This is a genomic window from Ruegeria sp. 6PALISEP08 (assembly GCF_001238295.1).
Taxonomy (GTDB): domain Bacteria; phylum Pseudomonadota; class Alphaproteobacteria; order Rhodobacterales; family Rhodobacteraceae; genus Ruegeria.
This window is the reverse complement of sequence record NZ_LGXZ01000003.1, coordinates 192,526-210,794: the sequence shown is the minus strand read 5'-3', so window position 1 is coordinate 210,794 and position 18,269 is coordinate 192,526. Positions and strand designations below refer to the sequence as shown.

Genomic DNA, 18,269 nt, shown 5'->3' with positions numbered 1-18,269 from the left:
GATTACCCTCCGATCTGACGCCACCGGCGTCCATCGCGATGCATCAGCATCAGTGCTTCTTCGGGACCTGAACTGCCCTGATCGTACCGGGACGGGCGGTCTCCGCGCTGTTCCCAGCCGTGAATGATGGGATCGACCCAAGCCCAGGCGGCTTCGGCCTCGTCGCCGCGCATGAACAGTGTCTGATCGCCACGGATGACATCCATGATCAGCCGCTCATAAGCGTCCGGGGCTTGTGCTTCGGCCCCAAGGGCATCGGCAAAGCTCATGTCGAGGGCCACGTCCGACAAGCGGAAGCCACCCGGCCCAGGATCCTTGATCGTGGTGCGCAGAGTGATGCCTTCGTCAGGCTGCAAGCGGATCACCAGCACGTTTCCGTGCAACGGGCCGACATTGGGAAAAATCGTGTGTGGCGGATCGCGGAAGAAAACCGCGATCTCGGATTCGCGCGCGCGCAGGCGTTTTCCGGTGCGCAGATAGAACGGCACACCTGCCCAACGCCAATTGCCAATATGGACCTTGAGGGCAATGAAGCTTTCGGTTCGGCTGGCGGGATTGCCGACATGATCGACATAGCCGCCCTCGCCCTTGTCCGCCCGGTATTGGCCGCGTGCAATATCTTTGGGCTCGACCGGCTCCAGCGCTTCGATCACCTTGACCTTTTCATCACGCACGGCGTTGGGCGCGTATTTCGAAGGTGGCTCCATCGCTGTCAGACACAGCAATTGCACCAGATGGTTCTGAATCATATCCCGCATTGCACCGGATTGATCGTAATAGGCCCCGCGCCCTTCTACGCCCACGGTCTCGGCCACGGTGATCTGAACGTGATCGATATGGGTGGAATTCCATAGCGGCTCGAACAGCGAATTCGCGAAACGAAGCGCCATCAGGTTCTGCACGGTTTCCTTGCCCAGATAATGGTCGATCCGGTAAATCTGGTGTTCTTCAAAACAGGCGCGCAAGCCTTCGTTCAGCGCCTTGGCCGATGCAAGATCATGACCAAACGGCTTTTCGACCACGATGCGGCTGTCGGGTGTGGCCAAACCGGTGTCATGCAAACGCTGCGCAATCCCAGCGAACAGGCTTGGCCCCACCGATAAATAAAAGGCCCGCACAACATCATCACGCACCAGTTTTATCAGATCAGACCACCCGGCATCGCCCATGGCATCCACGGGCACGTATTCAACATGTGCCAGGAACCGGTCCAGTGTCTCGGCAGAAAAATCCGGAGCAAATTGCTGCATCGAGGCGCGGACCTGCTCGCGGAACCCATCGCTGTCGATTTCCGACCGCGCCGTACCGATGATCCGCGCGCCTTTGGGCATTTGCCCAATCGCAAATCGATGGTACAGGCCCGGCAGGATCTTGCGTTGCGCCAGATCGCCTGTGGCCCCAAACAGCACCAGATCGAATGGTTCTACCGGAATTACGCGTGAAACCATCACGGGCTCCTTCTGAGTGTGCCGATATCAACCTAGCATGGCGCGAGACCGCACAATACAAAGTATGTTATCGCTAACATTGCCTGTCAGATAAAAAGCCCGCGCGAAAAAATCAAGCAGAGTTTCCCAAAACGGATCTTTTTGCGCCCTAACCCTGATTGCGCAGCCATTCCATCACAGCCGGGCGCACGCTTTGCTCGCCGCGATGGCGGGCATCGGCAATTATTTTACGCACCTCCGACAGATCACAGCGCAACAGCAGACTTTTAACCGGACCGATGGAGGCTGGACGCATCGAGAGCGTCCGTATCCCAATCGCCGCCAGACACAGCGCCTCGACCGGGCGGCCTGCGTCCTCGCCACAGAAGCTGAGCGGGGTGTCCGAGATATCGCAGCGCTCGACAATCCGCTCCATCAAGCTCAGGAAGCTGACGTTCAGTGTGTCGTATCGCCGACGGACCAGTTCGTTCTCACGGTCGGCCGCGAAGAAAAACTGTTTAAGGTCATTGCCACCGATCGAGATGAAATCCACCTCGTCAAAAAACTTCTGAGGGGCAAAGGCCAGCGACGGTGTTTCCAGCATCGCGCCGACTTCAAGCATTTCTGGCAGGACGTGGCCCAACCGTTTCTCGCGCTCGATGGTTTTGTTCACCTCCCACCGGGCTTCGCGGAACTCATCAGCTTGCGCCACAAAGGGGAACATGATGGTCAACGGACGACCATTGGCAGCGCGCAGAAGCGCTTGCAACTGCATCCGCATGACACCGCGTTTGTCCAGGCCTACCCGAATGGCGCGCCAGCCCAGCGCGGGGTTTGGTTCGGCCACATGTTTCATGTAGGGCAACACTTTGTCCGACCCGATATCGAGGGTGCGGAACACCACCCGTTTGTCGCCCGCCGCATCCAGAACACGTTGATATTGGGTGACAAGCTCCAACCGTTTCGGCATCTTGTTGCGGATCAGGAATTGCAGTTCTGTGCGGAACAGGCCTACGCCTTCGGCGCCCGAGGTACCCAGCGACGGCAGGTCAGCCATCAGGCCCGCGTTCATCACCAAGTTGATGCGCGCGCCATCTCGTGAAACACAAGGGGTTTCTCGGATCGAGGCATAGCGTTCCTGCGCCTTGGCCTGCATGGCGATTTTATCACGAAATGCACTGACCACGGTGTCTTCGGGGCGCAGATGCACAACGCCCTGATCACCATCGACCAGAATATGATCGCCGTTCAACGCCTCGGTCGTGATCCGACCCACATGCACCACAAGCGGAATCGCCAGTGCCCGCGCCACGATGGTTGCGTGGCTGCCGACCGAGCCTTCCTCAAGCACAATCCCTTTCAGCGCCCGCCCATATTCCAACAGGTCTCCGGGGCCGATATTGCGGGCGATCAGGATCGGATCAGGTGGCAGGTCGGCGCTGTCGGTCTTGCCCTGCCCGGTCAGAATCCGCAACAGGCGGTTGCTGAGATCGTCCAGATCCGCCAGCCGTTCGCGCAGATAGGGATCGGTGACCTGCCCCATGCGTGCCCGCGCCTGCGATTGTTCCTTTTCAACTGCAGCCTCAGCGCTGAGGCCAAGGGCAATGTCCTCTTCCATCCGGCGCATCCAGCCTTTGGAATTTGCGAACATGCGATAGGCTTCCAGCACTTTGAGTTGTTCGGTGTCGCCGTTCTGAGAAATCTCGAGCATCTTGTCGACACCGACACGCAACTCATCAACCGCCTCGATCAGACGCTCGCGTTCCGTGTGCGGGTCTTCCGCGATCGGGTTGGTGACGACCACGCGAGGTTCATGAAGCCAGACATGCCCTTCGGCTGATCCCTCCTGCGCCGGGCCACCACGCAACAGAACCGATTGCTGGTGCAATGGCGACAGGGCTGCGCCCTCGCCCACAAAAGCACCAAGTTCCGCCATTTCGGCCAGCACCATAGCGACCACTTCCAGCGCATAGACTTCGTCAGCGGAAAACTCGCGCGCTTCACGCGACTGAACCACCAAAACACCGAGCTTTTCCCCAAGGCGCTGTACCGGGACCCCAAGAAAGGACGAATACCTTTCCTCGCCTGTTTCCGGCATGTACCGGAACCCTTTTTGGGATGGCGCATCCGCCGTATTGACCACCTTGCCGAATTTGGCGACGCGCCCCACCAGACCCTCGCCCATACGCATTCGCGTCTTGTGGACCGCTTCAGGAGAGAGACCTTCGGTCGCGCACAGCTCCAGCGTCTCTTCATCGCGAAACAGGTAGACCGAGCACACTTCGGCCCGGATGCTGTCGGCAATTAAGTGGGTGATCCGGTCAAGACGCTCCTGACCGGCGGCTTCGCTCGCCATCTCTTCGCGCAGCCGCCGCAACAGCTTGCGGGATTCTGTTTCGGTGCCGTCCGCCATGGCCCACCCTGTCTAGTGTGTCAGGCGAGACCCGTGGCTTAAAAGCTCAGGCCGCCTTATCCAGTTCAAAGGCATCATGCAGCGCCTGAACAGCAAGTTCCATGTATTTCCTGTCGACCAGAACGGAAATTTTTATCTCAGAGGTTGTAATGACCTTGATATTGATCCCCTCATCCGAGAGCACCTTGAACATTTTGGCCGCAACGCCCGACTGCGAGCGCATACCGATTCCCACAACCGAAACCTTGCAGACGTCGTTATCCGCGACTAGATCGGCATAATTCAGTTCGCCTGCCTCTTTGATCGCCAGCAACGCCTTTTCGGCGTGGGCCACCTGATCGGTCGGGCATGAGAAGGTCATGTCGGTGCGCCCCTCATCCGAGATGTTCTGAACGATCATGTCAACGTTCACGCCCTCATCACTGAGCGCGGTGAAGATGATCGAGGCGATACCGGGGCGGTCGGCCACCGATACGACGGTCATCTTGGCTTCGTCACGGGAATAGGCCACACCGGCCACAACATTGGATTCCATGATATCCTCCTCGTCGCAGACCAAAGTACCGGCCTCGTCGGATTGTTCTTCGAAACTTGAAAGAACGCGCAGTTTCACCTTATAGCGCATCGCCAGTTCGACCGAACGGGTCTGCAGCACTTTTGCCCCCAGCGAAGCCAGTTCGAGCATCTCTTCGAACGAGATCCGGTCAAGCTTGCGCGCCTTTTCACAGATGCGCGGGTCAGTGGTATAGACGCCATCCACATCTGTGTAGATGTCACAGCGTTCAGCGCCGAAGGCTGCGGCAAATGCCACAGCCGTAGTGTCCGAGCCGCCACGACCCAGCGTAGTGATACGGCCTTCGGGGCTGAGGCCCTGGAAGCCCGCGACAACAGCCACACGCATTCCTTCACCGAATTTCTGATTCAGGTTCTCGGTCGGGATTTCCTCGATCCGGGCCTGGCTGTGGGCGCTGGTGGTCAGCAGCGGTACCTGCCAGCCTTGCCAACTGCGCGCCGGGATGTCCATTTCCTGTAAGGTCAGGGCCATCAGGCCAGCGGTGACGTTTTCACCCGAAGACACGACAGCATCGTATTCACGCGCGTCAAACATGGGCGACGTCTCATTCACCCAGCCCACCAACTCGTTGGTTTTGCCCGACATGGCCGAGACGATTACGATCACGTCATAACCCTTGGCAACTTCAACACCGATGCGCTTGGCGGCACGGCGGATGCGGTCCAGATTGGCGACTGATGTGCCGCCGAATTTCATTACGAGTACTGGCATGGGGGCAAAAGTCTCCGCGCCTTGGATTAGAAGTTCCGTGCCTCATAAGCGAGGGGCACCGCAAGGGCAAGGGCGCAAAAGCCGTCTGCCTACGGCGCAGGGCCGCTTTACATTATGCAGGCGCGATGTCAGCCTATGGACAACAACCAAATCAAGAGGTTCTTCATGTTTCGCCTAGCCCTTGCCGTCGCCCTTATTTCGTCGCCTGCCTTGGCTCAGGTCGCAAGCGTTGCTGGAACCGACGGCAAAAACGCATTGGGCACAGTGCCTTGCGCCGCAAACGCCGGTGATCCGCTGCAAAGCTGCAATGCAGAGCTGCGCCGCCACGATGACGGCACGACAACCCTTGCTGTTGGCCTGGGCGGTGGGCAGGTGCGCAATATCTATTTCAAGGACGGCGTCCCTGAATCCAGCAGTTCGACCTCGAAGATGTCCTATGAAACGCGCGGCGATCTGTTGGTGATCTATATTGATCCTGGCGAAGTCTACGAAATCCCCAAGGCAGCGCTGACCCCTCAATAAGCGTGCTGCTGTCCGTCATAGGTTTCAAAGCACCCTGTGGTGGCCAGTGACAAATCATCGAACCGCTTTATCAGGCCGGACACGGCCTGATCGACGTCGATATCCGCTGTCGCTCCGCCCATGTCTGTCTGAACCCAGCCCGGATGGTAGATACCAACGGCAATACCGTCTTTTTTGAGGTCAGTCGCCAGATTACGTCCTAGATTCAACACCGCCGCCTTGGACGCGCGATAGATATAGCTGCCGCCCGGAGCACGGGTATGCGACGCCATTTGTGACGAAAGGATCGCCACCTTGCCGCCTGACGCGCGCAAGTTGGGCAACAGCGCTTGCACAGTCAGAAACACGCCAGTGACATTGGTCGCAAAGCTCTGCGCCCACATGTCAGCCGGGTAGTCGTCAATCGTGTGCCCCTTGTCCAGATACACTCCGGCGTTGCAGATCAGCAAATCAACAGGCTGGTCTTTCAACTGTTCTGCCATGGCCGATTGCTGCAAGGGATCAGACACATCAAGGCGAACCTGCAAACTGTTGTCACGTGCTGTTCCGGTGACGTTTTCACCCCGGTTGACGTAACATTGCGCCAGAGTTTGCCCGATGCCGCGATTAGCACCAGTGATCACGATGTGCATGGTTCAATTGGTCTTTCTGCTGGGGACAAACGGTAGTGGGGCCACCGGTACGCCGTCTTCGATCAGCGATTTCGCCTCATCTGGCTTGGCCTCGCCATAAATGGCGCGGTCCGGGGCTTCGCCCAAATGGATCTTACGCGCCTCGTTGGCGAATTCCTTACCTACATAATCCGAGTTCTCTTCGACATGGCGGCGTATCTTGGCCAGAACCTTCTCGATTTCCGGAGCCGGTGTGGCCACATCAATCTTGTCGTCCGCAGCGGGCAGTTGTTCCAGCTTCGGCTGCGCATTTCGTGCCGGACGGACACGCGGAGTCATGATCGCTTTTTCAACCTGCGTGCACCCGCAGACTATGCAAGTCACCATCCCCGTCGTGGCCAACTTGTCATAGGCTTCAGCGGATTGGAACCAGCTGTCGAACGTGTGGCCTTCAATGCATTTCAACGCGTATTGAATCATGTTCAGTCCAAAAAATTGATTGGCGAATAGATACCGACCAGAATGACAATATCAAGCCTCTCTGGCCCAATCTTAATGTGCGTAAGGCTTAAAGTCTCGTAACAGTTCGGCAAGCTCCGGAGAATGCATCTTGAGAGCTGCTTTTTTGAGCGGATACCACTTGCGTTTGCGCATCCCCTGTTCAGGGAAATCCTGCGAAACGGACCGCACAAGAACGGGGAAGACATCCACCAGAATCGGTACAGGCGGGCGATTCAGCCGGTGCTTGTGGTGTAAAAACTGCCCCAGCCGCCCCCCACTGCTTTGACCGGCCACACCTGCTTCTTCCCAAGCTTCCTGCAATGCCGTGTCAGCGCGTGATAAGCCGGGGATAAGCCAGCCTTTGGGAATAATCCAACGTTGCGCCCTGCGTGTCGTTATCAGCAAGACCTCGGGTCGATTGCCTTTGATCCGGTAACACAGCGCTGCAGCTTGCTGCAAAACGGGCTGTTCCGCAGCAATGAGATTTTCAAGACGCAGCAGCCGTGGCTTCATCGTTTGATGGTCCCTTCAGCCAGCACCTAATCCCTTCGCACTTGAGGTCAGTGAATACTCATTTTGTGGAAGGTTCGCGCAAGGATACCACATGATGTAGAATCCGCCAAGTCAGGCGCTTATGCTAAGGATTGATCTACATGCGGGACGAGAGTTGCCGCACCAGATCATCATGTGGAATATCGGCGTCGATTGCCAGCCGCCGCAGACCAAAATGCACACGCGCGATCTGCTGATAATACCGCGTGTAGACATAGTTTGTCCCGCCTCCGGCCAAAGCCCCAAGGACAGGAACTGACTGGGCTGCCAGTTTTTGCCCCAGCACAATCGAAAAGCGCGGCGCAACGGCAGCGATCAAACGCTGCATGGCCGGTCCCGTCAGCGTCAGACGCACCGAGAAAAAGCCAAGATCTGCACCGTCGTCATGTGACAGCGGACCAGCTGCGGACAGCACACGTACACAGTCGAACTTTACGTTTTCTGCAGATGGATCGAACCCTTCGCGGGCGGCGGCCCCCTGAATGGCGCGCAGCAGCATGGTGGTCGTTGCAGGCAGTTCCATCAGGGATGTGGAAACACCGCCCAGCCCCCCGGCCGCACCCATGGCCGTGGTCACGGCGGTGTTCACCCAAGGCTGTTGATCGGGAACAGCGCGCCGTGAACCCTGGGCCGCGTGCATCGCCAGCCACAAAGCCTGCTCGGTCGCTCCGGTCAGGCCATGCCGCACTGGTTCCGGCAATTTTTCCAGCAATGACTCGGCCGAGCCACCTAGCTTGTTCAGCAGTTTGACACCAGCCCCTCCGGCAGATCGGTAGTGATCCGCCAAACGATCCAGCTCGGCGTCTGTATCTACGTTTTCGACAAGAACCACGTTTTGCATTCACGCCCTCCTGCCTTTCAACATCGGCGTTGCGCGGTGTGGATTCAATAGGTCAGCGGCTCCAGCGGGTCACTGTCCCCTGAACGCCGCACCAGACACCGGGCACCAATTCCAACCCCAGAACACGGTCCGGGTTGGTGGGCGGCGGCATCACAACCCCTTGCAATCGGGTAAAGCCAAACCGTTTGTAATAGGATTCATCCCCCACCAACATGACGCGCTGCCACCCACGAGCTTGCCCGGCTTCGACACCGGCATGAATCAGAAATCGGCCCAACCCCTCGCCCTGATGGGTCGGGTGCACAGCAACCGGCCCCAGCAGCAGAGCATCGTGATCGCCAACATGGACGGGCCAGAACCGGATCGCACCGGCCAGAATGCCCTGACCGTCGCGCGCAACCAGAGACAGGCCCGCAACCGGAGGCACATCATCGCGCAACCGATATGACGACAATGCCTCACGACCCGGTGCAAAACACAGGTCATAGAGGGCTTCGACCTCCCACCAATCATCCGGCTCTTCCGGCCTGATCCCGAATTGCTGCACCCTGCCCTCTTTTCCTTGCTGGAATTCGCCCTAGCACTTCGGTACGCCTTGGGCAAACGCTTGGAGATCAGATGTTCTATCGCCCCGAAGACGGCCATGGCCTGCCGCACAACCCGTTCAACGCCATTATCACACCGCGCCCAATCGGCTGGATATCAACCCGGGATGCGGACGGGATCAACAATCTGGCGCCTTATTCCTTCTTCAACGGAGTTGCTTACACACCGCCACAGGTGATGTTTGCCACAACTGGTACCAAGCATGATCAGGATGGTGGCAAAGACAGTGTTGCCAATATCGAGGCAACGGGAGTTTTCTGCGTCAACGTGGTGGCCCATGCCCATCGTGATGCGATGAATGCCAGTTCCGAAGGTTTGGGAAAGCATGTTGACGAGTTCGCACATGCTGGGCTGACGCCAGTTGAATGCCAGACCATCCCTTGCGCCCGTGTCGAAGGGGCTCCAGCAGCCTTGGAATGCAAGCTGACGCAGATCGTGACCCTGCCCGGAGTGGCGAACCGGGTTGTGTTCGGCGAAGTGACAGGTGTGCATCTGCACGACGACCACCTTCGGGATGGCAAATTTGACGTGACTTCTTTCAAACCACTGGCACGGCTTGGGTACAGGGACTATTCGGTCGTGTCCGAGTTGTTCAGCCTTTCAAGACCGGATGACTAATGCCATTACCTGACGCATCGCGCCGATACCCAGTAACACTGCCGGACGGCTCGGATTACCCGGGGACGGTCTTCCTGTCTCAGGCCATCGACCACCCCAGAATAGAAACCGGTGATTACAGCTATGCGTCGGATTTCGACGTGCCCGAAGACTGGGCGAAACGGCTTGCCCCTTACCTGTTCCCGTTTTCCCGCGAAAAACTAGTTTTGGGTAAATTCTGTCAAATCGCCCACGGCGTCCGGTTCATCACTTCATCGGCCAACCACGCCATGGACGGGGCGACTTGTTACCCATTTCCGGTTTTCGATCCCGCAAAGCTGCTGGAGTATCAGCCGGACAGGCGCGATACCGTGATCGGCAATGATGTTTGGATTGCCTATGGCGCTTTGATCATGCCGGGGGCAAATATTGGCGACGGAGCAATAATTGGAGCAGGCTCTGTCGTGCGCGGAACGATCCCGCCTTATGCGGTCGTCACAGGCAACCCAGCCGAAGTGCGCCGATTTAGGTTTGACCGGGACACCATTGATCGATTGCTCGCCTTGAAATGGTGGGACTGGCCTGCCGATAGGATATCAGAGGCCGAGGATGCATTGTTGTCGGGCAATATCGAGGTGCTTGAACAAATGGCTCCATGAAAAAGGCGGCCCTCAAAGCCGCCTTTTGAAATCAGTGCCCGCCCAGAACGCCGGTGCGGACGGAGTAATCGACCGCCAGTTCGTAATCCGGGTCGTCGTCACTGTCGACCATCAGGTGACCAGCTTTGTTCAGCAGCTTGTGACAATCGCGGCTCAGGTGGCGTAGCATAACGCGTTTGCCCGCAGCCTCGTATTTTGCAGCGATGTTTTCGATGGCCTGAAGGGCTGACTGATCCACGACTCGGCTTTCGGCGAAATCGACGATGACAGTTTCAGGGTCGTTCGGGACATCGAACAATTCGATAAAGCCTTCCGACGATCCAAAGAACAGCGGCCCCTGAATTTCATAGACTTTCGCACCTTTCTCGGTCTCGGATTCGCGCGTGACGGCGTGAATGCGTTTGGCGTTGTTCCAGGCATAGGCCAGCGCCGAGACAATGACGCCGACCACAACCGCAACAGCCAGGTCTTCCATCACCGTCACGACAGTCACCAGAACGATGACGAAAGCATCCGTCATCGGCACTTTGCGCATGATCTTGAACGAGTTCCACGCGAAGGTGCCTATCACCACCATGAACATCACGCCGACCAGCGCGGCCAGCGGAATTTGCTCGATCAGAGGTGAGGCAAACAGGATGAAGACCAGCAGGAAAAGTGCCGCCGCGATACCTGCGATACGGGTACGTCCGCCAGATTTCACGTTGATCATCGACTGACCAATCATCGCGCAGCCGCCCATACCGCTGAAGAAGCCCGTTACAATGTTTGATGCGCCCTGAGCGATACACTCCTGAGACGCCCCGCCGCGCTTGCCGGTGATCTCGCCAACAAGATTCAGGGTCAGCAGGGATTCAATAAGGCCAATTGCGGCCAGAATGACAGCATACGGCAGGATGATTTCGAATGTTTCCCAGTTCAGCGGGACCATCGGAATGTGGAATGCAGGCAGGCCGCCTTCAATCGACGCCAGATCGCCAACGCGCGGGACATCCAGACCGAATCCGATCACCAGAGCTGCAACCACGAAAATTCCAGCCAGAGGCGCGGGAATAACGCGCGTGATGCGCGGCATGACCCAGATCACAACCATGGTCAGCGCCACAAGCCCTAGCATGGTGTAAAGCTGCATTCCCGACAGCCACTCACCACCGCTCATTCCATGACCGGTGTTTTCCATGGTTCCGGGCACCTTGAACTGCCCCATCTGGGCCAGAAAGATTACGATAGCCAGACCGTTCACAAAGCCCAGCATCACCGGATGTGGCACCAGCCGGATAAATCGCCCCCAGTGCATCGCCCCGGCAATGACTTGGAGAATCCCCATAAGAACAACGGTCGCAAACAGATATTCGACCCCATGCTCGGCCACCAGCGCGACCATGACAACCGCCAGCGCGCCGGTCGCGCCCGAGATCATGCCGGGCCGTCCGCCGATCAGCGCGGTAATCAAACCCACCAGAAACGCCGCATAAAGACCAACCAGAGGGTGCACGCCCGCCACAAAGGCAAAAGCCACGGCCTCGGGCACCAAGGCAAGAGCAACGGTCAGACCTGACAACAACTCAATCCGCAAGCGAGAGAAGGTCAGCCCCTCATCTGGCACCCAGCGCAGATCGGGCATGGCGACGCGTTTGGCAAAACTTGCCAGCAAGGCTCGGGGCATTGGTCAGTCCTATTGGGTTTTATGTTCGCGCGAAGGCGCCGTTGTAGCGGACGCGAGGGCATTGAGCTACTGCAGTACGTGGGATACAGCCATGCGCCCCACGCATGTCTTGGCCTCGCGGCAACGTGATTTGCGGGACCGTGGTCGAACGACCAACTCTGAGATCATGCGCTGGATCATCCTCTTTTTCCTCTCTGCCCTTCCCGCCTTCGCGCAGGACCTGCAAGGCAATGACACAGCCGGAAACTGGCGCGTGACCCATCACGAGATTTTCGGCATTTGGAATTCGATCTGCGACGAGCGCGAAGAAAATGGTGCGCTGAAGCAGCGGTGCTACATCCGGCGGGCAGAGGTTTTTTCACTTAGGCCCAAGTTTGCAGCGCAGTTCGTGTTCATTACGCCCGAACCCAACGGATTCAAAGTGGAATTCGGGATGGAGCCCGGCACCTTTTTCAGCCCATCTGGGTTTCGCATCGACAAGGGTGAAGAAACAATCTGGCGCACAAGGCGGCCGGGGTGTCTGACCGGGCTTGGCTGCATCTTCGAAGATCGGCGGGCTGAAGACATTTTGCAAGCAATGCTGACTGGGGATGCGTATCGCTTTGTCTTTCGCGACAGGCACGGGCAATCACAGGATTTAACCTGGCCTTTGGACACGTTCGGCACGGCCTGGGCTGACTTCACAGCGCAGTCGCAGAAGCGTAACCTGTTGCCGAAACAAGACTAACCCTCTTGTCAAACCGGGCCGCAACCCGCACAAATCCTACAGTATTCAAGATGTGGAGCAGGACAGTGACCCAAACCAAGATTGCCGTCATCGGCGGATCAGGCATCTATGACATTGATGGGCTGGAGAACTCGGAATGGGTCGAGGTTGAGACCCCATGGGGTGAACCCTCGGACCAGATCCTGACCGGGTCGCTGGAGGGTGTCGAAATGGCCTTTCTGCCACGTCACGGGCGTGGTCATGTGCATTCACCGACAGATGTACCCTATCGCGCCAATATCGATGCTTTGAAACGGTTGGGCGTAACGGACGTGATCTCGATTTCGGCCTGTGGATCATTTCGCGAGCATATGGCACCGGGCGATTTCGTGATTGTCGATCAGTTCATCGACCGGACTTTCGCAAGAGAAAAGAGTTTTTTCGGCACAGGATGCGTCGCCCATGTCAGCGTCGCGCACCCCACCTGCCCGCGCTTGTCGGACGCCTGCGAAACTGCAGGCAAGGCAGCAGGCATCACCATCCATCGCGGCGGCACCTATCTGGCGATGGAGGGACCTCAATTCTCGAGCCTCGCTGAATCCAAAATGTATCGCGAGCAATGGGGCTGCGACGTGATCGGCATGACCAACATGCCCGAAGCCAAACTCGCCCGCGAAGCCGAACTCTGTTACGCCTCGATCGCGATGGTCACTGACTATGACAGTTGGCACCCCGACCATGGTGAGGTGGACGTGACGACCATCATCGCCACCCTGACCGGCAATGCCGACAAGGGCCGCGCAATGGTCAAGGGCCTGCCCTCCCTGTTGGGAGGTGAGCGCGCACCCTGCCCGCATGGCTGCGACAGAGCATTGGAATATGCGATCCTGACCGCCCCCGAAAAACGTGACCCGGCGCTGTTGGCCAAGCTGGATGCAGTGGCCGGGCGCATTCTCTAGAGCCGCGTTAGGGCACGCGCGCCATGGCTGTCAGCAGGTCCTTTTCGCGGATCACGTTCAGCAAATCCCGAACCCTGACATCAACCGATTGCCCGTAGGTTTCCGGGCATTCGGGATCCGAGTCCAATCTCGCGTCAGGGTTGACACCGTCGCAATGCATCAATTGTGAAAAATCACCCACAGTAATCCCAGCGGGTCGAAAATTCACACCGATTGTGACTCTCTGCACCCTGTCGCGATCCGGGAACGCACCCGGTTGCAATGTGATCAGTTGCGTTTCAACCAGCGATTTCGTGACAACGCAGACTTTGTCGCGCGCCATCAAGGCCGCGACCATCTCACATGCGCAATCATCTTCTGTATCCGGCATCACGTTGGTGTTCTCCAGCCTCGAAACAGTTCCCTCAAAGGCGACGCGCCGACTTGCGGACGACATGTCGTGACCAGGTGCAGTGGCGTTTTCACCGTCGGAAAACCACGACTGTACGAGTTCGACCAACTGAACAAAATTCGGAAGCGCTTCGGTCAGGCCGTTCACATATTCGGAATTCTTGTAATAGGTGTTTTTGTCATCCTCATCAATTTCAAGCGGACACAGTTTGGTCATACGCTGCCCGTCGGCCGAGACACGTACCAGATCGCCAGCTTCGAAAGGTGCGGCGTTCAACAGGACGTTCATCCCGTTATACTTCACCACATCCCCCTTGTGCACGTCCGACATCACGAAATAGGCAAACCAACCCGCCACGAAAAACCCTGCCACCAGAGCAACCGAGACCAGTGTTAAAACTAACTTACGGGTCATGTCGCACCTATGGGTTTGGGCAACAGAAACCGTTTCCACAGGCATATTTGCCCGGACCACACAAAGCCAAGGAAACCGAGGGAACGCTGATCAAAGATGCGCAGACAAGCAAGCAAAGGAAAAATCTCATATCTAATCTCCTTAAAAAAATATCAGAATAGCACAAAACACTATACAAATCGAATCTCGCTGAACCCTAACCTGAACCAGAATGTCTGATCTCAGCCGAAGTCTGGCGGGCGCAGGAATTGTCAGGCAGCCGCAGTTTGGGTAAGCAAAACTTCAGGAATGTGTTTCGAGAAGAACCTTATGTCTTTAGAACTCTGGCTGGCCTTTGTCGCTGCTTCGACCGCCTTGCTGCTGATCCCCGGCCCGACCGTGCTGCTTGTGCTCAGCTATGCTCTGTCCAAGGGGCGCAGTGTTGCCATGGCATCGGCTACCGGGGTCGCTGTGGGTGATCTGGTGGCCATGACCGCCTCGCTGCTGGGGTTGGGCGCATTGGTATTGGCCTCGGCAAACTTGTTTTCAGTGCTCAAATGGATTGGGGCCGCCTATCTGGTCTGGCTTGGGATTAAACTGCTGCGCAGCGCCCCGGCCAGCGGGCTGAACACGGTCGATACCGGGCGCGATGTGACGGCGCGCAGTGTGTTTGGCCATGCGGCGGCCGTAACTGCGTTGAACCCGAAGTCCATCGCCTTTTTTATCGCCTTTGTGCCGCAATTCCTGCGCCCGGCCGATCCGCTGGGTCCCCAATTCACCATTCTGATCGTGACCTTTGTGGGATTGGCTTGGCTGAACGCGTTGGCTTACGCATTGCTGGCCGACCGGCTGCGGCGGCTGATTGGCCGCGCCAGCGTCATCACGGCAATGACACGTTTTGGCGGGCTGACCCTGATCGGGATGGGCGTGGCCACAGCGGTTCTGCGCCGCCCGGCCTGAGGCGCCCTCAATCCTCGGCGTGGTCTTTCATGAAACCGCGAATAAACCTGCGGATTTCACGTGCGGCCGAGGTGTCAAGCTCCTTGCATAACTCAACAAAAGCGTCGCGTTCGTCCTTGTCCAAGCGCAGGACCAATTGACTGTTTTTCTTGGTTGATCCCTTGCCGTCTTTCTTAGCCACGCGCACTGTCCCCAACAAAAGTTTGCAATTTTAGACGATACATTGTATATACATAGCATAGTGATTGTCGTTATCGAGCACCTAACAACAATAAAAGGAATATGGCAATGAACCTTCATGCTGCTCAGGCATTTCTTTTGCGAGATCAACGCAATTGGCGCAAACCGCACCTTTCGTGGCTGCCGTCCACGCTGTACCGCTATTACAGCCTGCCGAAAGCCATAATCTCGCGCCGTTCCTGATCGCGCATTTGAATTGTTCCTTGCATGGCTAACCCTCATGGGCGAAACACACTTTGGTGTTTGAGGCAAAAAGGGTTGGCCCATGTCCAAGAGCAAAACTGTAAAAGATTACATCCGTACCATCGTCGATTTCCCGCATGAGGGGATCATGTTTCGTGACGTGACCACTCTGTTTGCCGACCCGCGCGGGTTTCGAATGGCAATTGACCAGATGCTGCACCCCTATGCCGGCGAACGAATTGACAAAGTTGTGGGCCTTGAGGCGCGCGGTTTCATTCTGGGCGGCGCGATTGCGCATCAACTGAGCGTTGGTTTTGTGCCGATCCGCAAAAAAGGTAAGCTGCCCGGCACAACAATCAGTCAAGACTACAAATTGGAGTATGGTGAGGCGATTGTTGAGATTCACGACGATGCCATCCAACCCGGCGAAAAGATTCTGGTGGTCGACGATTTGCTGGCCACGGGCGGCACTGCAGCAGCAGGCATCAAGCTGATCGAGCGACTTGGAGGCGAGATCGTCTCGTGCGCGTTCATCATCGACCTGCCCGAGTTAGGAGGGCGCAAAGTTCTGGAAGAGATGGGAATGGACGTGCACATCCTGTGCGAGTTCGAAGGACTCTAACCCAGATACCTTCACAAAAGCGTGACTGGAAAGCAAAAACCGCGCTGGCTTAGCGCGGTATCTCATTTCTTCAATCCACAAATCAGCGCAAAACAAGTGATCTTGCTGTGAACGTGCCGCGTACTTCGGATGATGCTGTTTGAAGCATTCTAACCTTGGGAGTTTAAGTTATGTTCCGCAAATTTGCCGCTGCCGGTGTAGCCTCGATCCTGTTCAGCACCACTGCATTGGCCGATGGTCACGGCAAGGACATTGTTGACACCGCTGTTGCCGCTGGCAGCTTTGAAACACTCGTCGCCGCTGTGCAGGCCGCCGAACTGGTGGAAACACTGAAAGGCGAAGGTCCGTTTACCGTATTTGCCCCCACCGATGATGCATTTGCGGCTCTGCCCGAAGGAACGGTCGAAAACCTGTTGAAGCCGGAAAACAAAGATCAGCTGGTTGCCATTCTGACCTACCACGTTGTGCCGGGCAAAGTGATGTCAGGGGATCTGAGCGACGACATGACCGCCGCAACTGTTCAGGGCGGTGATATCACCATCGATCTGGATTCGGGTGTGATGGTGAACGACGCCAACGTTGTTCAGGCTGATATTGAAACCAAGAACGGCGTGATTCACGTGATTGACAAGGTGATCCTGCCTGCGTCGTAAGAGATTTCCGAACACGGCCCGGGTCTTGGGCCGTGTTCATTCATTCAGGACCGCGCCGGGGTTCATGATGCCCTGCGGGTCCAACGCCGCCTTGATGGCCCTCATGGCGCCCAGCTTAACCGGGTCGCCATAGCGCTCAAGATCGTCCGTCTTCAAGCGCCCCACCCCATGTTCAGCACTGACCGAGCCGTCATATGCGTCAACAAGATCATGCACCGCTTGTTTGATCGCGCCTCTTTGACCCTCAAACTCTGATCGGTTCTGTCCTTTCGGCGGGAACACGTTGTAATGCAGATTTCCATCCCCAAGATGGCCAAAGCAATTGATCCGAAATTGCCCACGGTCAGCGATCATCTTTCCACCTTCGCGAATGAAGTCGGGAATTCTGGAAATCGGGATCGATATATCATGGCTCGAGACCGAACCGACCAAACGATTGGCTTCGGGGATGCGTTCACGCACCGCCCACAAATCGGCGCGCTGCGCCTCACTTTGCGCAATGACCCCGTCCTGAACCAGACCAAGGCTTTCTGCATGGTCGTAAAGGTTCTCCAGCGCATCTGACGATGACTGCCCTTTTGCCAGACCCAACTCGATCAATACGCTCCATTCCGGCGGCGCGCCGAAGGGTCGACGAACATCCGGCAGAACCTCAGTCAGGAAATCCAGCCCCTGCCGGTGGATCAGTTCAAAGGTGCTGACGGCCTCACCCACCTGATCCCGTGCCAGCGCCAGCAAGTCGATGGCCGCTTCGGGCGAAGCAACTTGAAACATCGCAGTGCCAACGGCGGCAGGTCGGGGAAACAGCTTGAGCGACGCGGCGGTAATGATCCCCAACGTGCCCTCGGCCCCGATCAGAAGGTCCCGCAGGTCGTAACCCGTGTTGTCCTTTCGCAACCGGCTGAGACCATGCCAGATCTCGCCATTGGGCAGCACCGCCTCAAGTCCCAGACACAGGTCGCGCGCGTTGCCATAGCGCAAGACATTGACGCCCCCGGCATTGGTCGACAGGTTGCCCCCGATCCGGCAGGACCCCTGCGCCGCCAACGACAGCGGAAATAGACGGTCCGCCGCCTCAGCCGCGGCCTGAACGTCTTGCAGAATGGCCCCAGCTTCGGCGATCAGGATGTTCTCGGTCGGAAAAACAGACCGAATGGCATTCATTCGTTCCAATGCGATCAGCAAGGGCTCCTGGCCCTCTGACATCACCTGCCCGCCAACCAGACCTGTACCGCCGCCGTAGGGTACAACCGGCACCCGCTCCACCAAAGCCAACCGAACCAGCGCGGCAACCTCTTCAGCGGTGCGAGGCAAAGCCAACACACCGATCTGCCCGGCAAACCGCCCGCGCGGTTCTTCCAGATACCGTTCTTCAACGGGGCGCAGGATTTCGTCGCCCAATTTCGAACGGATCAGTGCAGCAAAACTGTCATCAGCGGGGTTCAAACTCATACGTTTTCAATGCCCAAGCAACGCGGTTGC

At 57.3% G+C, this 18,269-nt stretch carries 20 protein-coding genes; 8 read left to right on the top strand and 12 right to left on the bottom strand.

Going from position 1 to position 18,269, the window contains the following annotated elements:
• Positions 1-2: 2 nt before the first annotated feature.
• The 3 genes from zwf to ALB80_RS06470 all read right to left on the bottom strand — a co-directional run bounded on the left by zwf (position 3) and on the right by ALB80_RS06470 (position 5,125).
• Positions 3-1,448, bottom strand: a complete 1,446-nt coding sequence (gene zwf / locus ALB80_RS06480; RefSeq protein ID WP_050603218.1) for a glucose-6-phosphate dehydrogenase — start codon at positions 1,446-1,448, stop codon at positions 3-5.
• Between the two features lie 148 nt (positions 1,449-1,596).
• A complete protein-coding gene (gene ptsP / locus ALB80_RS06475) occupies positions 1,597-3,840 on the bottom strand; it encodes a phosphoenolpyruvate--protein phosphotransferase (protein ID WP_050603217.1) in 2,244 nt (747 codons plus the stop codon).
• A gap of 46 nt (positions 3,841-3,886) precedes the next feature.
• On the bottom strand, positions 3,887-5,125 hold the full coding sequence (locus tag ALB80_RS06470) for an aspartate kinase (RefSeq protein ID WP_050603216.1): 1,239 nt from the start codon (positions 5,123-5,125) through the stop codon (positions 3,887-3,889).
• Positions 5,126-5,290: 165 nt separating this feature from the next.
• Between ALB80_RS06470 and ALB80_RS06465 the strand changes: the two genes are divergently transcribed.
• The gene (locus ALB80_RS06465; RefSeq protein ID WP_050603364.1) at positions 5,291-5,647 is read left to right on the top strand and encodes a hypothetical protein; all 357 of its coding nucleotides are present in this window, start codon (positions 5,291-5,293) and stop codon (positions 5,645-5,647) included.
• Here ALB80_RS06465 and ALB80_RS06460 read toward each other — a convergent pair.
• From ALB80_RS06460 to ALB80_RS06440, 5 genes are all read right to left on the bottom strand, one after another.
• Entirely contained in the window at positions 5,641-6,279 is a 639-nt protein-coding gene (locus tag ALB80_RS06460; protein WP_050603215.1) for an SDR family oxidoreductase, read from the bottom strand. The two genes, ALB80_RS06465 and ALB80_RS06460, sit on opposite strands and share 7 nt — an antisense overlap.
• Positions 6,280-6,282: 3 nt before the next feature.
• Positions 6,283-6,738: a DUF1178 family protein gene (locus ALB80_RS06455; RefSeq protein WP_050603214.1), complete on the bottom strand. Its 456-nt coding sequence runs from the start codon at positions 6,736-6,738 to the stop codon at positions 6,283-6,285.
• Between the two features lie 72 nt (positions 6,739-6,810).
• Positions 6,811-7,272: an NUDIX hydrolase gene (locus tag ALB80_RS06450; RefSeq protein WP_050603213.1), complete on the bottom strand. Its 462-nt coding sequence runs from the start codon at positions 7,270-7,272 to the stop codon at positions 6,811-6,813.
• 136 nt (positions 7,273-7,408) lie between these two features.
• Positions 7,409-8,152: an EcsC family protein gene (locus ALB80_RS06445; RefSeq protein ID WP_050603212.1), complete on the bottom strand. Its 744-nt coding sequence runs from the start codon at positions 8,150-8,152 to the stop codon at positions 7,409-7,411.
• A 52-nt stretch (positions 8,153-8,204) separates the two neighbouring features.
• The gene (locus ALB80_RS06440) at positions 8,205-8,699 is read right to left on the bottom strand and encodes a GNAT family N-acetyltransferase (protein ID WP_050603211.1); all 495 of its coding nucleotides are present in this window, start codon (positions 8,697-8,699) and stop codon (positions 8,205-8,207) included.
• Between the two features lie 71 nt (positions 8,700-8,770).
• Between ALB80_RS06440 and ALB80_RS06435 the strand changes: the two genes are divergently transcribed.
• Entirely contained in the window at positions 8,771-9,376 is a 606-nt protein-coding gene (locus tag ALB80_RS06435; protein ID WP_050603210.1) for a flavin reductase family protein, read from the top strand.
• On the top strand, positions 9,376-10,014 hold the full coding sequence (locus tag ALB80_RS06430) for a CatB-related O-acetyltransferase (RefSeq protein ID WP_050603209.1): 639 nt from the start codon (positions 9,376-9,378) through the stop codon (positions 10,012-10,014). Before ALB80_RS06435 ends, ALB80_RS06430 begins: the two co-directional genes overlap by 1 nt.
• Positions 10,015-10,045: 31 nt before the next feature.
• Here the strand turns inward: ALB80_RS06430 and ALB80_RS06425 are convergent, their stop codons facing one another.
• The gene (locus ALB80_RS06425) at positions 10,046-11,680 is read right to left on the bottom strand and encodes a SulP family inorganic anion transporter (RefSeq protein WP_050603208.1); all 1,635 of its coding nucleotides are present in this window, start codon (positions 11,678-11,680) and stop codon (positions 10,046-10,048) included.
• Positions 11,681-11,771: 91 nt separating this feature from the next.
• Between ALB80_RS06425 and ALB80_RS06420 the strand changes: the two genes are divergently transcribed.
• Positions 11,772-12,407 carry a hypothetical protein gene (locus tag ALB80_RS06420; RefSeq protein WP_253276829.1) on the top strand — a complete coding sequence of 212 codons (636 nt, stop codon included), beginning with the start codon at positions 11,772-11,774 and terminating at the stop codon, positions 12,405-12,407.
• 65 nt (positions 12,408-12,472) lie between these two features.
• The gene (locus tag ALB80_RS06415; protein ID WP_050603207.1) at positions 12,473-13,345 is read left to right on the top strand and encodes an S-methyl-5'-thioadenosine phosphorylase; all 873 of its coding nucleotides are present in this window, start codon (positions 12,473-12,475) and stop codon (positions 13,343-13,345) included.
• A gap of 7 nt (positions 13,346-13,352) precedes the next feature.
• Here the strand turns inward: ALB80_RS06415 and ALB80_RS06410 are convergent, their stop codons facing one another.
• Entirely contained in the window at positions 13,353-14,150 is a 798-nt protein-coding gene (locus ALB80_RS06410; RefSeq protein ID WP_050603206.1) for a hypothetical protein, read from the bottom strand.
• Positions 14,151-14,459: 309 nt separating this feature from the next.
• Between ALB80_RS06410 and ALB80_RS06405 the strand changes: the two genes are divergently transcribed.
• The gene (locus ALB80_RS06405; protein ID WP_050603362.1) at positions 14,460-15,089 is read left to right on the top strand and encodes a LysE family translocator; all 630 of its coding nucleotides are present in this window, start codon (positions 14,460-14,462) and stop codon (positions 15,087-15,089) included.
• Positions 15,090-15,096: 7 nt separating this feature from the next.
• Here the strand turns inward: ALB80_RS06405 and ALB80_RS22380 are convergent, their stop codons facing one another.
• The gene (locus tag ALB80_RS22380) at positions 15,097-15,270 is read right to left on the bottom strand and encodes a hypothetical protein (protein ID WP_172677863.1); all 174 of its coding nucleotides are present in this window, start codon (positions 15,268-15,270) and stop codon (positions 15,097-15,099) included.
• A gap of 324 nt (positions 15,271-15,594) precedes the next feature.
• On the opposite strand from ALB80_RS22380, the gene ALB80_RS06395 reads away from it, so the two are divergent.
• Positions 15,595-16,134 carry an adenine phosphoribosyltransferase gene (locus ALB80_RS06395; protein ID WP_050603204.1) on the top strand — a complete coding sequence of 180 codons (540 nt, stop codon included), beginning with the start codon at positions 15,595-15,597 and terminating at the stop codon, positions 16,132-16,134.
• A 170-nt stretch (positions 16,135-16,304) separates the two neighbouring features.
• On the top strand, positions 16,305-16,787 hold the full coding sequence (locus ALB80_RS06390) for a fasciclin domain-containing protein (RefSeq protein ID WP_050603203.1): 483 nt from the start codon (positions 16,305-16,307) through the stop codon (positions 16,785-16,787).
• Positions 16,788-16,823: 36 nt separating this feature from the next.
• Here ALB80_RS06390 and ALB80_RS06385 read toward each other — a convergent pair whose 3' ends face one another.
• Positions 16,824-18,239: an FAD-binding oxidoreductase gene (locus ALB80_RS06385; protein ID WP_050603202.1), complete on the bottom strand. Its 1,416-nt coding sequence runs from the start codon at positions 18,237-18,239 to the stop codon at positions 16,824-16,826.
• Positions 18,240-18,269: the final 30 nt, after the last annotated feature.